16 protein-coding genes are annotated in these 14,553 nt (G+C 67.0%); 11 read left to right on the top strand and 5 right to left on the bottom strand.

What is annotated here, in order from left to right:
* Window positions 1–32 precede the first annotated feature (32 nt).
* The 3 genes from V7672_RS13105 to V7672_RS13095 are packed head-to-tail and all read left to right on the top strand — an operon-like array spanning window position 33 to window position 2,035.
* Complete coding sequence (locus tag V7672_RS13105; protein ID WP_335625037.1) at window positions 33–650, top strand: hypothetical protein; 618 nt, start codon at window positions 33–35, stop codon at window positions 648–650.
* A gap of 4 nt (window positions 651–654) precedes the next feature.
* Window positions 655–1,290 carry a squalene/phytoene synthase family protein gene (locus tag V7672_RS13100; protein ID WP_335625036.1) on the top strand — a complete coding sequence of 212 codons (636 nt, stop codon included), beginning with the start codon at window positions 655–657 and terminating at the stop codon, window positions 1,288–1,290.
* 43 nt (window positions 1,291–1,333) lie between these two features.
* Entirely contained in the window at window positions 1,334–2,035 is a 702-nt protein-coding gene (locus tag V7672_RS13095; protein WP_335625035.1) for a VIT1/CCC1 transporter family protein, read from the top strand.
* A 28-nt stretch (window positions 2,036–2,063) separates the two neighbouring features.
* On the opposite strand, the gene V7672_RS13090 is transcribed toward V7672_RS13095, so the two are convergent.
* Window positions 2,064–2,915 (bottom strand): hypothetical protein, encoded by an 852-nt coding sequence (locus tag V7672_RS13090; RefSeq protein ID WP_335625034.1) that lies wholly within the window; start codon window positions 2,913–2,915, stop codon window positions 2,064–2,066.
* Between the two features lie 64 nt (window positions 2,916–2,979).
* A complete protein-coding gene (locus V7672_RS13085) occupies window positions 2,980–3,876 on the bottom strand; it encodes an oxygenase MpaB family protein (RefSeq protein ID WP_335625033.1) in 897 nt (298 codons plus the stop codon).
* Window positions 3,877–3,928: 52 nt separating this feature from the next.
* On the opposite strand from V7672_RS13085, the gene V7672_RS13080 reads away from it, so the two are divergent.
* From V7672_RS13080 to V7672_RS13065, 4 genes are all read left to right on the top strand, one after another.
* Window positions 3,929–4,438 carry a hypothetical protein gene (locus tag V7672_RS13080; protein ID WP_335625032.1) on the top strand — a complete coding sequence of 170 codons (510 nt, stop codon included), beginning with the start codon at window positions 3,929–3,931 and terminating at the stop codon, window positions 4,436–4,438.
* A 10-nt stretch (window positions 4,439–4,448) separates the two neighbouring features.
* Complete coding sequence (locus V7672_RS13075; protein ID WP_335625031.1) at window positions 4,449–4,889, top strand: DUF1801 domain-containing protein; 441 nt, start codon at window positions 4,449–4,451, stop codon at window positions 4,887–4,889.
* Between the two features lies 1 nt (window position 4,890).
* On the top strand, window positions 4,891–5,337 hold the full coding sequence (locus tag V7672_RS13070; RefSeq protein WP_335625030.1) for a GFA family protein: 447 nt from the start codon (window positions 4,891–4,893) through the stop codon (window positions 5,335–5,337).
* Between the two features lie 279 nt (window positions 5,338–5,616).
* Complete coding sequence (locus V7672_RS13065) at window positions 5,617–6,315, top strand: hypothetical protein (protein ID WP_335625029.1); 699 nt, start codon at window positions 5,617–5,619, stop codon at window positions 6,313–6,315.
* 9 nt (window positions 6,316–6,324) lie between these two features.
* Here the strand turns inward: V7672_RS13065 and V7672_RS13060 are convergent, their stop codons facing one another.
* A complete protein-coding gene (locus V7672_RS13060; RefSeq protein ID WP_335625028.1) occupies window positions 6,325–6,534 on the bottom strand; it encodes a hypothetical protein in 210 nt (69 codons plus the stop codon).
* Window positions 6,531–7,919 carry a methylenetetrahydrofolate--tRNA-(uracil(54)-C(5))-methyltransferase (FADH(2)-oxidizing) TrmFO gene (gene trmFO, locus V7672_RS13055; RefSeq protein WP_335625027.1) on the bottom strand — a complete coding sequence of 463 codons (1,389 nt, stop codon included), beginning with the start codon at window positions 7,917–7,919 and terminating at the stop codon, window positions 6,531–6,533. The genes V7672_RS13060 and trmFO overlap by 4 nt, the downstream gene beginning before the upstream one ends.
* A 94-nt stretch (window positions 7,920–8,013) precedes the next feature.
* On the opposite strand from trmFO, the gene V7672_RS13050 reads away from it, so the two are divergent.
* The 3 genes from V7672_RS13050 to V7672_RS13040 are packed head-to-tail and all read left to right on the top strand — an operon-like array spanning window position 8,014 to window position 10,686.
* On the top strand, window positions 8,014–8,805 hold the full coding sequence (locus V7672_RS13050; RefSeq protein ID WP_335625026.1) for a hypothetical protein: 792 nt from the start codon (window positions 8,014–8,016) through the stop codon (window positions 8,803–8,805).
* Between the two features lies 1 nt (window position 8,806).
* Window positions 8,807–9,751 carry a hypothetical protein gene (locus V7672_RS13045; RefSeq protein WP_335625025.1) on the top strand — a complete coding sequence of 315 codons (945 nt, stop codon included), beginning with the start codon at window positions 8,807–8,809 and terminating at the stop codon, window positions 9,749–9,751.
* Between the two features lie 32 nt (window positions 9,752–9,783).
* A complete protein-coding gene (locus tag V7672_RS13040) occupies window positions 9,784–10,686 on the top strand; it encodes a hypothetical protein (RefSeq protein WP_335625024.1) in 903 nt (300 codons plus the stop codon).
* A gap of 36 nt (window positions 10,687–10,722) precedes the next feature.
* Here the strand turns inward: V7672_RS13040 and uvrA are convergent, their stop codons facing one another.
* Window positions 10,723–13,662 (bottom strand): excinuclease ABC subunit UvrA, encoded by a 2,940-nt coding sequence (gene uvrA / locus V7672_RS13035; protein ID WP_335625023.1) that lies wholly within the window; start codon window positions 13,660–13,662, stop codon window positions 10,723–10,725.
* Window positions 13,663–13,864: 202 nt separating this feature from the next.
* Between uvrA and V7672_RS13030 the strand changes: the two genes are divergently transcribed.
* Window positions 13,865–14,344, top strand: a complete 480-nt coding sequence (locus V7672_RS13030; protein WP_335625022.1) for a hypothetical protein — start codon at window positions 13,865–13,867, stop codon at window positions 14,342–14,344.
* Window positions 14,345–14,553 lie beyond the last annotated feature (209 nt).

The raw sequence follows: 14,553 nt of genomic DNA, 5'->3' as shown, positions 1-14,553 counted from the left end.
CGACGAATCGACAGGCCGGGGAGGGCCGAACCATGGGCAAATTGCTGAGCAGCTTCCGCGCGACCGTCATCCTCAGCCTGGTGCTGGCGGGGCTGATGATCTTTGCCTTCGGGCAGGTCTCGGGAGGCTTTGACGGCAGCTTCTGGCAGGCGGTGTTCCGTTGGGTGCACGTGATCGCGGGGATCCTGTGGATCGGCCTTCTGTACTATTTCAACTTCGTCCAGATCCGGGTCATGCCGTCGATCCCGGCCGAGCTGAAGCCCGGGGTGGGCAAGCATATCGCGCCCGAGGCCCTGTTCTGGTTCCGCTGGTCGGCGCTGGTGACGGTTCTGGCCGGGCTGGCCGTCATGTTCGCCCGGGGCCATGCCTATGCCGCCGAGGTGCTGAGCTTCGGCCTGGCGGGTGGTCTGGTCGAGGGCGATCAGGGCTTCATGCTGATGGGCATCGGCGTCTGGCTGGCGATCATCATGTTCCTGAACGTCTGGGGCATTATCTGGCCGAACCAGAAGCGCGCCCTGGGCATCGTCGCCGTCGATGACGACAAGAAGGCCCGCGCCGCGCGCATCGCCATGCTGGGCAGCCGCACGAACCTGTTGCTCAGCTTCCCGATGCTGACCTCCATGGCCATGTACCAGACGCTGTTCGGCTGATCCCTTGAGTGCACCGCCTGTCGATCTGGACGCCCAGGTCCGGGCCGCCGATCCGGATCGCTGGCTGTCCAGCCGGTTCGTCGCGGATGAGGGCCGGCGCGCCGACCTGATCACCCTCTATGCGTTCGAGGCCGAGCTGATGGCCATCCCCACGCGGGTGACCCAGCCGCTGCTGGCCGAGATGCGCTATCGCTGGTGGGCAGACCAGATGGACGGGGTGTTTGCGAACGCGCCCCGCATCGGCCATCCCGTGCTGGAGGCCCTGACCGGGGTCGTGCACCGGCACGGGCTGGACCGCGCCCCGCTGGAGGCCCTGATCGAGGCGCACATCGGCCGGGTGCACGGCGAGCCGCACGATCTGGATGCCTTCTATGTCGGGCCGATGCAGGCGGCGGCGCGGGTGCTGGCCGGACCGGGGCATGAGACCGCCGTAGTGGACGCCGGACGGTTGCGGGGCCTCATCCAGACCGGCCGCTTCGACGAGGCGCGCGCCCTGCGGTCCGCGGCGAACGCGGCTCTGAAAGCCCTGCCGACCGAAGCCTTCCCCGCCGTCGCCCATGCGGCGCTTGCGGACCCCGCCGCGCCCGAGCCGGTCAAGCGGCTGAGGCTGGTCTGGGCCAGTCTGAGGGGAAGGGTGTAATACGGGCGGATCTCGTCTGGCGCGGACCCTTGGGGAGCGGACAATGACTCGCATGAAGACCCACGCAGAAAGACACCGGGTGTCGCGCATCGGCTGGCTGCGCGCCGCCGTTCTGGGCGCCAACGACGGGCTGGTCTCGACCGCCAGCCTCGTGGCGGGGGTGGCGGCGGCCGGGGGGCCCCGCACCGCGATCCTGGTCGCCGGTGTGGCGGGGCTGGTGGCCGGCGCAATGTCGATGGCGGCCGGTGAGTATATTTCCGTCAGTTCGCAGTCCGACACCGAAAAGGCCGACCTCCTGCGGGAGACCGTTGAGCTGGCCACCGATCGGGAAGCCGAGGTCGATGAACTGGCGGGTATCTACGCCGCGCGCGGAGTCGATCCCGAGCTGGCGCGCAAGGTAGCGCTGCAACTGATGGACAAGGATGCGCTCGGGGCCCATGCCCGCGACGAACTCGGCATTTCAGAAATTTCGACCGCGCGGCCGATTCAGGCGGCGCTGACCTCGGCCCTGACCTTCGCCGCCGGTGCGGCCCTGCCGTTGCTGGTGGCCGCCGTGGCGCCGATGGCGGCACTGCTGGGCTGGGTGGTGGGAGCGGCCCTGATCGGCCTGGCGGTGCTTGGTCTTCTCGGGGCCGGAGCCGGCGGGGCGCCGCTGGCGCGCTCGGCGGTTCGCGTGGTGTTCTGGGGGACACTGGCCATGGCCGTGACTGCTGCGGTGGGCAGACTGTTCGGCGCGGTCGTCTGAGCGGGTAAGGGGCGACCGAACCGCCTGATCATTCAGCCGTCGGCAGCCGGGCGACATGGGGCTCGCCACTGACCAGCCAGACGAGGATCGTTGGTTGGCCCTCGGTCACCACCTCGACGCCGCGCTGGACCAGCGGGTAGCGGGCGACGCAGGGCTCGACATCGCGGCCCTCCACCATGTCGCAGGCGGTCAGATAGCGGTCGCGCTGGAGGGGGCGGATGCGGCGCTCCGCCAGAGGACCTGTCGCAAGCTGGTTGGCGGTAATGACGTTGAGGCTGCGGTTCGGGGTCTTCGCCAGCACGAACTCGACGTCATGGCGATAGCTGTGGGGGCGCATGGCGATACTGACAAAGTCGTCCTGGCCGTCGTAATCGACGTCCCAGCGGACTGCGTCGGCCGGCTCGGGCAGGGCAGCACTGGAGCCGGCCGGGGCGGTGGCTTCGGCCCGGGTCGCCACCACAGGCTTGTCATACAGATAGGGCGAGCCCCGGCAGACGGCATCGCTGATCAGGCTCTCGGCCGAGTGGGGGATGGCATAGACCGCTTCGTCGACCGACGCCTGGCCCAGCATACGCCCGGCGGCGTCGAAGACCTGAACCTGCTGCATGCGAATCTCGCCGTCGCAGTCGGTGGTGCCGGTGACCAGGGTCACGGACTGATCGCCGACGACCGCGCCGTGATTGACCCAGAGATAGCGGACGGGGTGCGGGGTCCGGCGGGCGGGGCTGCCCTGCGGCAGCATGTCGGCCTCGAGCAGGAACAGGGAGGTGCCGTCGGGCCGCTCGGCCGTGGGAACAAAGTCGATCAGCTGGCGCCAGGGGCCGTCCTGCGGATCCGGGGCCGGGACAAGAAGGGCAAGGGCGGCCAGCACGCTGATCATGATCGTCACTCCGCAAGTTCCGGGCGCAAGCCTATGACCCGCAACGCCCTTTGCCTAGCCGCGATCAGGAACGGGAAGGGCGCGGAAACTCGGTCGCCTCGCGCGGCCAGACGCGGCGGTTGGGCGACTGGTCGAAAGCCCAGCGGATGAAACGGGCGGTGGTCAGGGCCCCGGTGCGGACCAGCGGGCGCGGCAGGGCGGGCCTTGGTCCATGCATCGCCCGGGCCCAGCCGGGCAGCAGGTCGAATCCGGCCTGCATGATCAGGCCGGCGGCGCTGTCGACGGCGGGTGAGCCGATTCGCTGGCGCATCACCAAGTCGGCGACCTCGCGCGTGCGGGCATCGGCGCGCAGCTGCGGGCGATACGACTGGATCAGGGCCTCGGCCTCCGCCCGCGTGCGGGGCAGGGGATCGGCGCCCAGTGCCTGACCGACGCGGGCCATTTCGTCGAAATAGGCGTCCTGTTCGGCCAGCGGCATGGTGGGCCGGGCATAGCGGACCCAGGCGTCGAGGAAGCTGATCGTCTCGGTCACATGGACCCAGGCCAGCAGGGCGGGGTCGGACACCCGATAGGCCGTGCCGTCGGGCAGGGTGCCGCCCAGCTTCTTGTGGATGCGGTTGACCTTGTCGATGGCGGCCTGACCGGCCTCGGCATGGTCATAGGTGGTCACCGCGATGAATTTGGCTGTGCGACGCAGGCGCCCGTGCATGTCCGCGCGAAAGTCGGAATGGTCCCAGACCCCGGCCAGCACCGCCGGGTGCAGCATCTGCAGCAGCAGGCCCGACACCCCCCCGATCATCATGGTGACGACATCGCCATTGACCTGCCACGCGACCGAGTCCGGCGGGAACAGGGCATCGCCCCGCCGCATCACCGGCCGCTCGCCCTTCTCCGCATCGTTGAACACATCGCTGATGCGCTTGCGGATGGCGGCGCGGATAGTCTGGGAAGGGGAGAGCATCACGTTCTCGTAGATCGCTGGCGCCGGGGTGGAGCGGTGATAGCATCGGCTCATGATGTCGCCGACCCCCTTGCTTGTCGCAGTCGTCCTGGCCCTGACCGGACCCCCGGCGGCGCACGCATTGCGCATATACAAGGGTGAACTGTATGCGACGACGACGATCCCCCAGGAGTTTGCAGACTCTCGCTGGGTCGTGCGGGCGCGCGTGACGGCCCAGACGGACAGCTGGGCGGATGCCGGCCCCGACTATGACGAGGACCCGTGGACCACCTACCGGATCGAGGTTCTCGAGGTCTTCAAGGGCGTCGCCCCCCGCGAAATGACGGTGTTTACCGAGCGCGATAGCGGAGGCTTCTATCTTGAGCCACCCCGAGGGCGCTTTGATCCCAACGTCCAGTATCTGCTGTTCCTCAACCCGACCCAGATGTGGACCGACAGTCCCCCCGAGGCCAGCGGAACGGCCCGGGTCAACTACAACTGTGGTCAGTCAAAGCCTTGGCATCAGGTCCCGGCCAGTGACCGGAATGCGCTTCTCACTCTGGCGGGCCGCACCGGGGGGTGATGCAGGGGACATGCAGGGCAGCGGCGGCTTGCGCCGCACCGTCAACCCGGGGAAGGTCACGCCCATGGGAAACGCCGTCGATGCATGGTTGGACAGCCTGTCGCCAGAGAACCGGGCCGGAGTAGATCGCCTGCGCGAGATCGTCCGTGCCGCCGCCCCGGACCTGACCGAAACCATCAAATGGAACGCGCCCAATTTCGCGGATGGGGATCAGGACCGGGTGACCCTCGGCATTGAGCGTAAGGGCGGCTGGCGCGTGGTTCTGCATCGGGGAAACGCGATACAGGATACGTCCGGCTTTGTATTCGACGACCCGGACGGGGTGGCGCGATGGCCTTCGCCAGACCGGGGCGTGGCCACATTCAGCACCCGTGCGACCGTGCAGGCGAAGGCGGCCGAGCTTGAGCGACTTGTCCGCCGTTGGGTCGAAGCGACCCGAAAGGAGATGTGAGATGGCCCCCCTTTTCCCCCGTGAAGGCGGCTGCCGGTGCGGCAAGGTCCGCTTCCGCCTGACCGAAAACCCGCTGATCACGGCCGCGTGCCACTGCCGGGGCTGCCAGCGGATGTCGGCCAGCGCCTTTTCGGTGACCGCAATCATGCCGCCGACGGGACTGGAGATCATCGCGGGCGAGACCGTGATCGGCGGACTGCACGGCGAGCTGAAGCATCATTTCTGCGGCTGGTGCATGAGCTGGATCTTCACCGAGCCGGGCGTGGGCATAGTCAATGTCCGCTCCACCCTGCTGGATGATCCGGAGGGTTTCGCGCCGTTCATCGAGACCATGACCGCCGAAAAGCTGTCGTGGGCGGTCACCCCGGCGGCGCACAGTTTCGAAGGGTTCCCGGCCGAGTCCGAGTTCGGGCCGCTGATGGCGGCCTACGCCGCCCGTCAGGCCTGACCCGCGGGCGACTCGAGGGCGAGGCACAGGAGCCGGTTGGTACGAATGCCACCCGGCTGACGGGCCGATAGAGAGGGCGTCATGGGCGTAGGAGATCGAGGATTGCTGATCACCCTTCGGGTGCGGCGCTCTGCCGTGGTGGCGTCAGCTTTACTAGCCGTTGCGGGCTGCTCAGCTGACGAGTGGTCCCCTGCCAGTGAACAGAAGAGGGCAGCCCCTGCTGCGCGTGCAGGCGCCCCGGGTTGGGACGAGGCGCGACAGGGCTCGGTCGAGGACCTGGTGGCCCGCTACCTCGTTCCGCGCGCAAGCGATTTCGTCGAGGTGGCGCGTCCCGGCCCTCCGCTTCCTCTCGACGAAGCCGATACATTGCCGACGTGGCTGGCGTTCGCCACGAAGCCGCAGCATGCGGGTGATTTCGGCCTGTGTCAGGCCACGGTCGTCACCGTGCCGGTAAATCGGAGGGAAGACGATCTCGATACGCTAGAGACCCGACTTGTCTTCAAGGTCGTCGGCGATACCGGCCCAGATGCGGCACCGGAATGGACTGACGCCTACGAACGCCGGTTGCAGAGCCAGTGCGAGTGGGCGGGACCGGTGTTGGGGACCTGGCACGACCACTTCGCGGGAGAGCGCTTCTTCGACGCCGAGATTTCGCCTTCGCACCACGTGCGATACGCCACACAGGCGCTTCAGATCGCGATCCGGGAGGCAAGGCACGATCCTGGCTCGGTCAGCTGCGGTGCCTTCGGCTCGGACTGTGAGAATCCGGCCCACGATGTCGCCCAACTGGAGATGGCGAGGTTAGAGCGCCTGAGCATGGCCCCGTGCGGGGACCGTGTCGGCTGGCAATGCGTGAAGGCCGAGTTCTTCGCGGGATGGGTCGTGAGACTGGAAGCCTACGTCCCGGAGATGCACTCGGCAGTGGGCGTGGTCGATGTCGAAAAGGTCAGTATCACCCAGGTGATCTCCCTGCACTGACCTCGATGTTCACGCCTGACCCGCCGGCGGCTGCAGCGCCAGGATCTTGCGGTCGAGGCGGCTGATCTCGGATTCCAGTCGCGCCTGCTCCGAGGCCATATCGACCGGGGTGCCGTCGTCATAGGTGATCTGCGCCCCCTTCGCGATCAGGTCGAGGCGGTGGATCAGGGTGACGCGGCGGTCGATCAGGCGCGCCAGCTCGCTGTCGGTGCCGGTCATGCCGCGTCCCGCCACGCCTTGAGCGACTCCATGGCGCGGATACTCATCAGGCGTTTCTTGGCGCGGCCGCGGTCCTTGGGCGGGATCTTCTTGCCGTCCTCGTCGACGCGCGGCGCCTCGAGCGGCGGCAGCAGGCCGTAGTTGATGTTCATCGGCTGGAATTTCGAGCCTTCCAGATGGCCGCCGGTGATGTGCTCGACCAGGGCGCCGATGGCGGTCTCGGGTGGGGGCGGGGCGAGATCCCGGCCCAGCCGTTCGGCGGCGGCGAGACGGCCGGTCAGCAGGCCCAGCGCCGCGCTCTCGACGTAGCCCTCGACGCCTGTGACCTGACCGGCGAAGCGCAGGCGGGGCAGGGCCTTCAGCCGCAGCTGGCGGTCCAGCAGTTTCGGGCTGTTGAGGAAGGTGTTCCGGTGCAGGCCGCCGAGGCGCGCGAACTGGGCGCTTTCCAGCCCCGGGATCATGCGGAAGATGTCGGTCTGGGCGCCGTATTTCAGCTTGGTCTGGAAGCCGACCATGTTGAACAGGGTGCCGAGCGCATTGTCCTGGCGCAGCTGGACGATGGCGTGGGCCTTGACCGTCGGGTCACGCGGATTGGTCAGGCCGACGGGCTTCATCGGCCCGTGGCGCAGGGTCTCGCGGCCGCGCTCGGCCATCACCTCAATGGGCAGGCAGCCGTCGAAATAGGGGACGTTCTCCCACTCCTTGAACTCGGTCTTGGGTCCGGCCAGCAGGGCGTCGATGAAGGCGTCATACTGGGCCTTGTCCATCGGGCAGTTGACGTAGGCGGCGGCGTCCCCGCCCGGCCCGACCTTGTCGTAGCGCGACTGACGCCAGGCGATGTCGAAATTGATCGAGTCGGCATGGATGATCGGCGCAATGGCGTCAAAGAAGCTGAGCGATTCCTCGCCGGTGGTCTTCAGGATGGCGTCGGCCAGGGCGGCCGAGGTCAGCGGCCCGGTGGAGACGATGACATTGTCCCAGTCCTCGGGCGGGATGCCGGCGATTTCCTCGCGCACCACAGTGATCAGCGGGTGGGCCATCAGCTGTGCGGTCACGGCCTCCGAGAATCCCTCGCGGTCGACGGCAAGCGCACCCCCGGCCGGGACCTGATGGGCGTCGCCGCACGACAGGATGATCGAATCCAGCGCCCGCATCTCGGCGTGCAGCAGGCCCACGGCATTGTATTCCCAGTCGTCCGACCGGAAGGAGTTGGAGCAGACCAGTTCGGCCAGGCCGTCGGTCTGGTGGGCGTCGGTCTTGATGCCGGGCACGCCGCGCATCTCGTGCAGGATGACGGGCACGCCAGCGCGGGCGATCTGCCAGGCGGCTTCGGAGCCGGCCAGGCCGCCGCCGATGACATGAATGGGGGAGGGGGAAGAGGTCATCGCGGCTTTCTAGACACGCCGGACGACTTCGTCAGCAACCGTCTGGTCGCAGATGGGGGCAAGGCGTTAGGATATGGGCGACGGGGGAGGCGGAATGTCTGCGAACACGGCATCGAAGGGTCACGTGCGCCGCTTGCGGCCGACGCGGGCGGTGGCCAGCGCGCTCAGGGGCCTGCCGCGCCTGTGGGCCGGGGGCTGGGCCGGGCTGTTGCTGCTGGCGTTGATGATCCCGCTGGGCGGCTGGACGACGGGCTCGGACGCCGCACAGCATCTGTTCAAGGGAATCGCCGTGGTCCTGACCCTGGCGGTCTGGACCGGTTTGACCGCCGTCGCGCTGGATCGCGATCCGCCACCCGGCGGCGTGGCCACGGGGCCGGTCCTGCTGCGCGTCGTGCTGGCCGCCGGGCTGAACCTGATCTTTCTGGCGATGATCGCCGTGGTGCTGGCGCTGGTCAGCCTGGCCATTGCCGGGATGTCGGGGCTGGACCTCGAGGCCATACAGGCGCGCGACTGGGCCCATGTCGGGCCGGTCTGGCAGCTGGCCGTGCTGGGGCTGGTGGGGCTGATCGTGCTGGTCGTGCCGTTGTTGCTGGTCGTGCGGCTGTCGCTGTTCGTGCAGGCGACGGTCGGGCGGGGTCACGCGGTGTCGCTGAACACCATGGGCATCGCCCAGGGCAGTTTCTGGGCGCTGATGGTGCTGTTTCTCGGGCTGGCTGTGCCACCGCTCGCCCTTTTGGGGTGGGCCGCGTCCCACGGGTTGATCGAATTGGCCATGGTGACGCTTATCGCGCTATGGATGCCATTGTCGGCGGGGGCGCTGGCGGCGGCCTATGGCCAACTGGAGTATTGGAGCCCGGGCTCTTCGGGCCACCTCGGGGGAGGGTGAGATGAAGACATTCGACATCATGGAGGCGCTGGCCGAGCCGTTCCGGCAGGCCGGGCACCGGCCCTTGGCCACCATCGTCTGGGGCCTGGTGGGGCTGTTGCCGACCATCGCGGGTATGGCCCTGCTGTTTCATCTGTTCGGCAGCGACATGTTCATCGAGGACCCCGACTTCGAGTCCGGCGCCGAGATGGCGGCCTTCTTCCAGTTTCAGAGCTGGTCGATGCTGGTCAATCTGCTGGAGTGGCTGGTGTCCATCGTCGTGATCGTGGCGGTGACGCGGGCGACCTTCGCCGGGCGTCGCAAGGACGGGGCCTTCTTCATGCGCGTCGGCGCGGACGAGTTCCGTGTTCTGATCGCCAGCATTGTCATCGCTATCGTCGCCATCCTCGCCCTGATCGTGCTGGGTCTCCTGTGTGTGGGGATCGGGGCCTTGATCTGGCAGTTGCCGGACCTGCCGCGCGCGCTGGGCCTCATCGTGCTTGGGATCGCGGCCTTCCTGCTGATCCTGCTGGTCTCGGGGCGGGCCTATCTGATCCTGCCGGCCTGTGTCTGGCACCACAGTCTGGCGTTCGAGCAGGGCTGGAAGCTGGGGCGCGGTCAGTCGTGGCGCCTGGTGGGACTGCTGATCATGCTGGTCATCGTCACCCTCGTCATGAGCCTGGTGATACTGGTGGTGGGCGTGATCCTGTTGCTGATCATCGGCGCCCTGCTTGGCGGATGGGACATGCCGGCTATGGATGACCCCGAGGGCTGGGTGATGAACATGTTCGAACAGCCGCTGGTCTGGGGCGTCACCGCCGCGGTTCTGCTGGTCCCGCTGGCGTGGGTGCAGGGCTTCTTCCAGCTGCTGGGCAATGCCCCGTTCGCCCATGTGGTGCGGGAACTGTCGGCGGAGGCGGACAGCACCCCGGAAACCCCGGCTGACAATCCGGACGAGTCCGTCTAAGGCTGGGGCCTCATCAACGGGAGGGTGTGGGGATGACGTTTTCTGCAACAGACGCGGCCTTTGAAGGCTTCCGCGTGGTCCGGCGCAAGCCGATGGTGCTGCTGTGGTGGGCCGCTTTCTATCTGGTCAGCTTTTTCCTGATCTTCATGGTCGCTGCCGGACCGATCGCCGGTCTGATGGCCGCCGCAACGGACCTTGAAAACATGGGCCCCGGCGCGTCGCCCGAAGATTTTGAGCCCCTCATGATGGCCTATGCCTCGATCCTGCCGCTGGTCGTGCCGCTGGGTATTCTGGTCGGTGCAGTGCTGAGCGCAGCGATCGCCCGGTCGGTGCTGGAGCCCGGCAAATCGGCCTTTGGCTATCTCCGCATTGGCATGGACGAGGTCCGCGTGGCGGTCGTCAGCCTGGTCCTGGCGATCCTGCTCTGGATCGCCGGCGCGATTTCCTTCGGCATCGCCGCCGTCGTCGGAGGTTCCCTTACCACCGCCGACGTTCCCGCCGGATGGTTGATCATGATCGTGCTGTTTCTTGCGGCTGCGGCCTTCATGATCTGGCTGTCGGTGCGCCTGTCGCTGGCCGTCCCGATCACGGTCGCCGAAAAGAAGTTCGCCTTCTTTGACTCGTTCAAGGTCACCGGCGGACGCATGTGGAGCCTGATCGGCATGGCCGTTATCGCCTTTGTCATGACGATGGTGGTCGGCATCCTGACCTCAATCATCTTCTTCCCCATCACCATGGGGCTGGGCGCCGCCGTGGACTGGGAATCGCTGGAAGGCATGAACGCCATGGGCATCCTTCAGGCGGTGGGTCCGATGGTGTTCGTCGCCATCGTCCTGCAGGCCATCAGCTCGTCGCTGTCGGCTGCGGTCATGTACGCGCCCTTCTCGGCCGCCTATCGCGATCTGAAGGGCACGGGTACGCCCGAACTGGCCTGATCGCCTGACTGACCGACTATCGATGAAGCCCGGGCGTCAGGCTTTCGCCCGGGCTTTTCGTTTGGCCGGAGCAGGCTCGGCCGTGAGCGCCGCCACGCGGGCCTTGCGCCGGTCCTCGTGGCGCTCCAGCACGGGCTTGAGGTAGCGGCCGGTCCAGCTGGCGGCGTTGTCGGCGACCTGCTCCGGGGTGCCGACCGCGACGATCTCGCCGCCGCCGTCGCCGCCCTCGGGGCCAAAGTCGAGCAGCCAGTCGGCCACCTTGATGACGTCCAGATTGTGCTCGATCACGACGATGGTGTTGCCGGCCTCGACCAGTTCCTGAAGTACCTCCAGCAGCTTCCTCGTATCCTCGAAATGCAGGCCGGTGGTCGGCTCGTCCAGGATGTAGAGGGTCTTGCCGGTGGCGCGCTTGGACAGCTCCTTGGACAGCTTGACCCGCTGGGCCTCACCGCCGGACAGGGTGGTGGCGGGCTGGCCGACCTTGACGTAACCCAGGCCCACGCGCTCCAGCGTCAGCATGCGGTCGCGGATCGGCGGCACGGCCTTGAAGAAGGTCGCTGCCTCCTCGACCGTCATATCCAGAACGTCGGATATACTCTTGCCCTTGAAGACGATTTCCAGCGTCTCGCGGTTGTAGCGTTTGCCCTTGCATACATCGCAGGTGACATAGACGTCGGGCAGGAAGTGCATCTCGATCTTGATGACGCCGTCGCCCTGACAGGCCTCGCAGCGGCCGCCCTTGACGTTGAAGCTGAACCGGCCGGGGCCATAGCCGCGCGCCTTGGACTCCGGCAGGCCGGCGTACCAGTCACGGATCGGCCCGAAGGCGCCGGTATAGGTGGCCGGGTTCGAGCGCGGGGTGCGTCCGATCGGCGACTGGTCGATGTCGATGACCTTGTCGAAATGCTCCATCCCCTCGATCCGGTCGTGGGGCGCGGGCGCGTCCGAGGCATTGTGCAGGCGCCGTGCGGCGGCCTTGTACAGCGTCTCGATGGTGAAGGTCGACTTGCCCCCGCCCGACACGCCGGTGATGCAGGTGAACAGGCCGACCGGGATCTCGCCGGTGACGTTCTTCAGATTGTTGCCGGTCGCGCCCGAAATGCGCAGCATCCGCTTGCGGTTGACCGGGCGGCGGCCGTCGACGGGCAGTTCGATCTCGCGCGCGCCGGTCAGATATTTGCCCGTCAGGGAGTTGGGGTTGGCCATCACCTCATCGGGCGTGCCCTGGGCGCAGATCTCGCCGCCGTGGATGCCCGCAGCGGGGCCCATGTCGATCACATGGTCGGCGGTCAGGATGGCCTCCTCGTCGTGCTCGACGACCAGCACGGAATTGCCGAGGTCGCGCAGCCCGCGCAGGCTGTCCAGCAGGCGGCTGTTGTCGCGCTGGTGCAGGCCGATGGAGGGCTCGTCCAGCACATAGAGCACGCCGGTCAGGCCCGAGCCGATCTGCGACGCCAGGCGGATACGCTGGCTCTCGCCGCCCGACAGGGTGCCGGAGTTCCGCGACAGGTTCAGATATTCCAGCCCGACATTGTTCAGGAAGCGCAGCCGGTCGGTGATCTCCTTGAGGATGCGCCGGGCGATCTCGGCCTGTTTCTCGCTCAGGGTCTCCTCAAGCGTCGAGAACCACAGATAGGCCTTCGAGATCGACAGGGCGTTGACGTCGGCGATGTCCTCGCCGTTGATCTTGACGGCCAGGGCCTCGGGCTTCAGCCGCTTGCCGCCGCAGGATTCGCAGGGCGTCTCGGACTGATAACGGCCCAGCTCCTCGCGCACCCAGGCGCTGTCGGTCTCGCGCCAGCGCCGCTCTAGGTTCGGCAGCACGCCCTCGAACGGCTTGGAGACCTCGTATTTGCGGGCATTGTCGTCATAGACGAATTTGATCTTCTCCTTGCCCGTGCCGCCGAGGATGACGTCGCGCGCCTCCTGCGGCAGGTCGCGCCAGGCCTTGTCCATCGAGAAGCCATAGTGGCGGGCCAGCGCCTGCAGCGTCTGGGTGTAGAGCGGCGAGGGGCCGCGCGACCACGGCGCGACGGCGCCCTTGTGCAGCGTCTTGTCGGTATCCGGCACGACCAGGCCGGCGTCGAAGGCCAGCTTGACGCCCAGGCCGTCGCAGGACGGACAGGCCCCGGTCGGGCTGTTGAACGAGAACAGCCGCGGCTCGATCTCGCTGATGGTGAAGCCCGACACCGGACAGGCGAAGCGCTCGGAAAAGATGATGCGACGGGGTTCGGTCTCGCCCTCGGCGACACCGGCCCACTCGGCGACCGCAATACCATCGGTCAGCTTCAGCGCGGTCTGGAGGCTGTCGGCATAGCGGCCCTCAAGGCCGTCCTTGGTGATCAGGCGGTCGACCACGACATCGATGTCGTGCTTGAACTTCTTGTCGAGGACCGGCGCGTCCTCGATCGGATAGAATTCGCCGTCGATCTTCAGCCGCTGATAGCCCAGCCGCTGCCATTCGGCGATTTCCTTGCGGTATTCGCCCTTGCGGTCGCGCACCACGGGCGCCAGCAGCAGGATGCGCTCGCCCTCGGGCAGGGCCGTCAGCTTGTCGACCATCTGGCTGACGGTCTGGCTTTCGATGGGCAGGCCCGTGGCTGGCGAATAGGGAACCCCGACCCGCGCCCACAGCAGGCGCATATAGTCATTGATCTCGGTCACGGTGCCCACGGTCGAGCGCGGGTTCCGGGACGTCGTCTTCTGTTCGATCGAAATGGCCGGCGACAGGCCCTCGATCAGATCGACGTCGGGCTTGCCCATCAGCTCCAGGAACTGGCGCGCATAGGCCGACAGGCTCTCGACATAGCGGCGCTGGCCCTCGGCATAGATGGTGTCGAACGCCAGCGAGGACTTGCCCGAGCCCGACAGCCCCGTCATGACCACCAGCTGGCCACGGGGAATGTCGACATCGACGCCCTTGAGATTGTGCTCGCGTGCGCCGCGCACACGGATGAAGTCGTGTTTTTCGATCATGCCTGTCCGGGAACGCAGAGAAGGCCGGACGGGTCCGGCTTGCCGCCGCTATATGGGCACTGAATCGCGGGATGCAGCAAGAACAAATACGGAACTCACGGCACTGAGCTGCTTGAACCCGTCCGATCTCCGTGCCAGCGTTCTCTGGAAACGGGAGTAGGTGATGTCGATGGCCTGGGTGCGAGCGCTTCCAATGGTCCTGATGCTGGCGGTGGCCGCATGCAGTATGCCGTCTCTGACCGGCAACGAGGATCGCAATCAGGACGCCCAAGCCTTGATGGCCGCGCTCGCCAAGGGTGACGAGGCGACGGTCGTCGCCTTTCTGACGGATGAAAACGACGCGGTCGAGGTGAAGGCCCAGTTGCCCTTCCTCAAGTCGATCATCCCCGACGGTCCGGTCCCTGAAGGAAATACGACCGGCTGGCGGTCGTTCGTGGGAACGGACGGCACGACGTACGAGGTCTCGCGCAGTTACGATTATCCGGACCGGGTTATCCACCAGAACGTGATCTTCCGTAAGCAGGGTGAGAGCTGGAAGGTGCACGGCTTCCAACTGAATGCGACCATCAAGCCGGGCGCCTCGCCCGGGGTGACTCCGGAGCCGGGCGAGGCCGGCGACGCAGCGCCCTCTCAGGAACCGCCGGAGCTTCGCAGCGCCGGGGCGGAAGGGTCGGTGGCCTGAGGCACCGTGGATCGTGAAAGGCCCGGCGGCCGGGGCGGATATCGAAGCCCCCGATTATTCCCCGGGCGCATGCTCTCACGGCTTCGTGCATCTGGCCATGGGGGAATGGCGCTTGCGCCGCCGGGCGTTTGACCCCATTCTGATGCCTTCGCGTGAGTAATTGCTGGAGGCCAGACGATCATGATCAGCGCTGTGGAAATCGGTACCGC

This window comes from Brevundimonas sp. (assembly GCF_036963785.1).
Classification (GTDB): domain Bacteria; phylum Pseudomonadota; class Alphaproteobacteria; order Caulobacterales; family Caulobacteraceae; genus Brevundimonas.
Note: the sequence above shows the minus strand (reverse complement) of the source record. Positions and strands in the feature narration are given on the sequence as shown.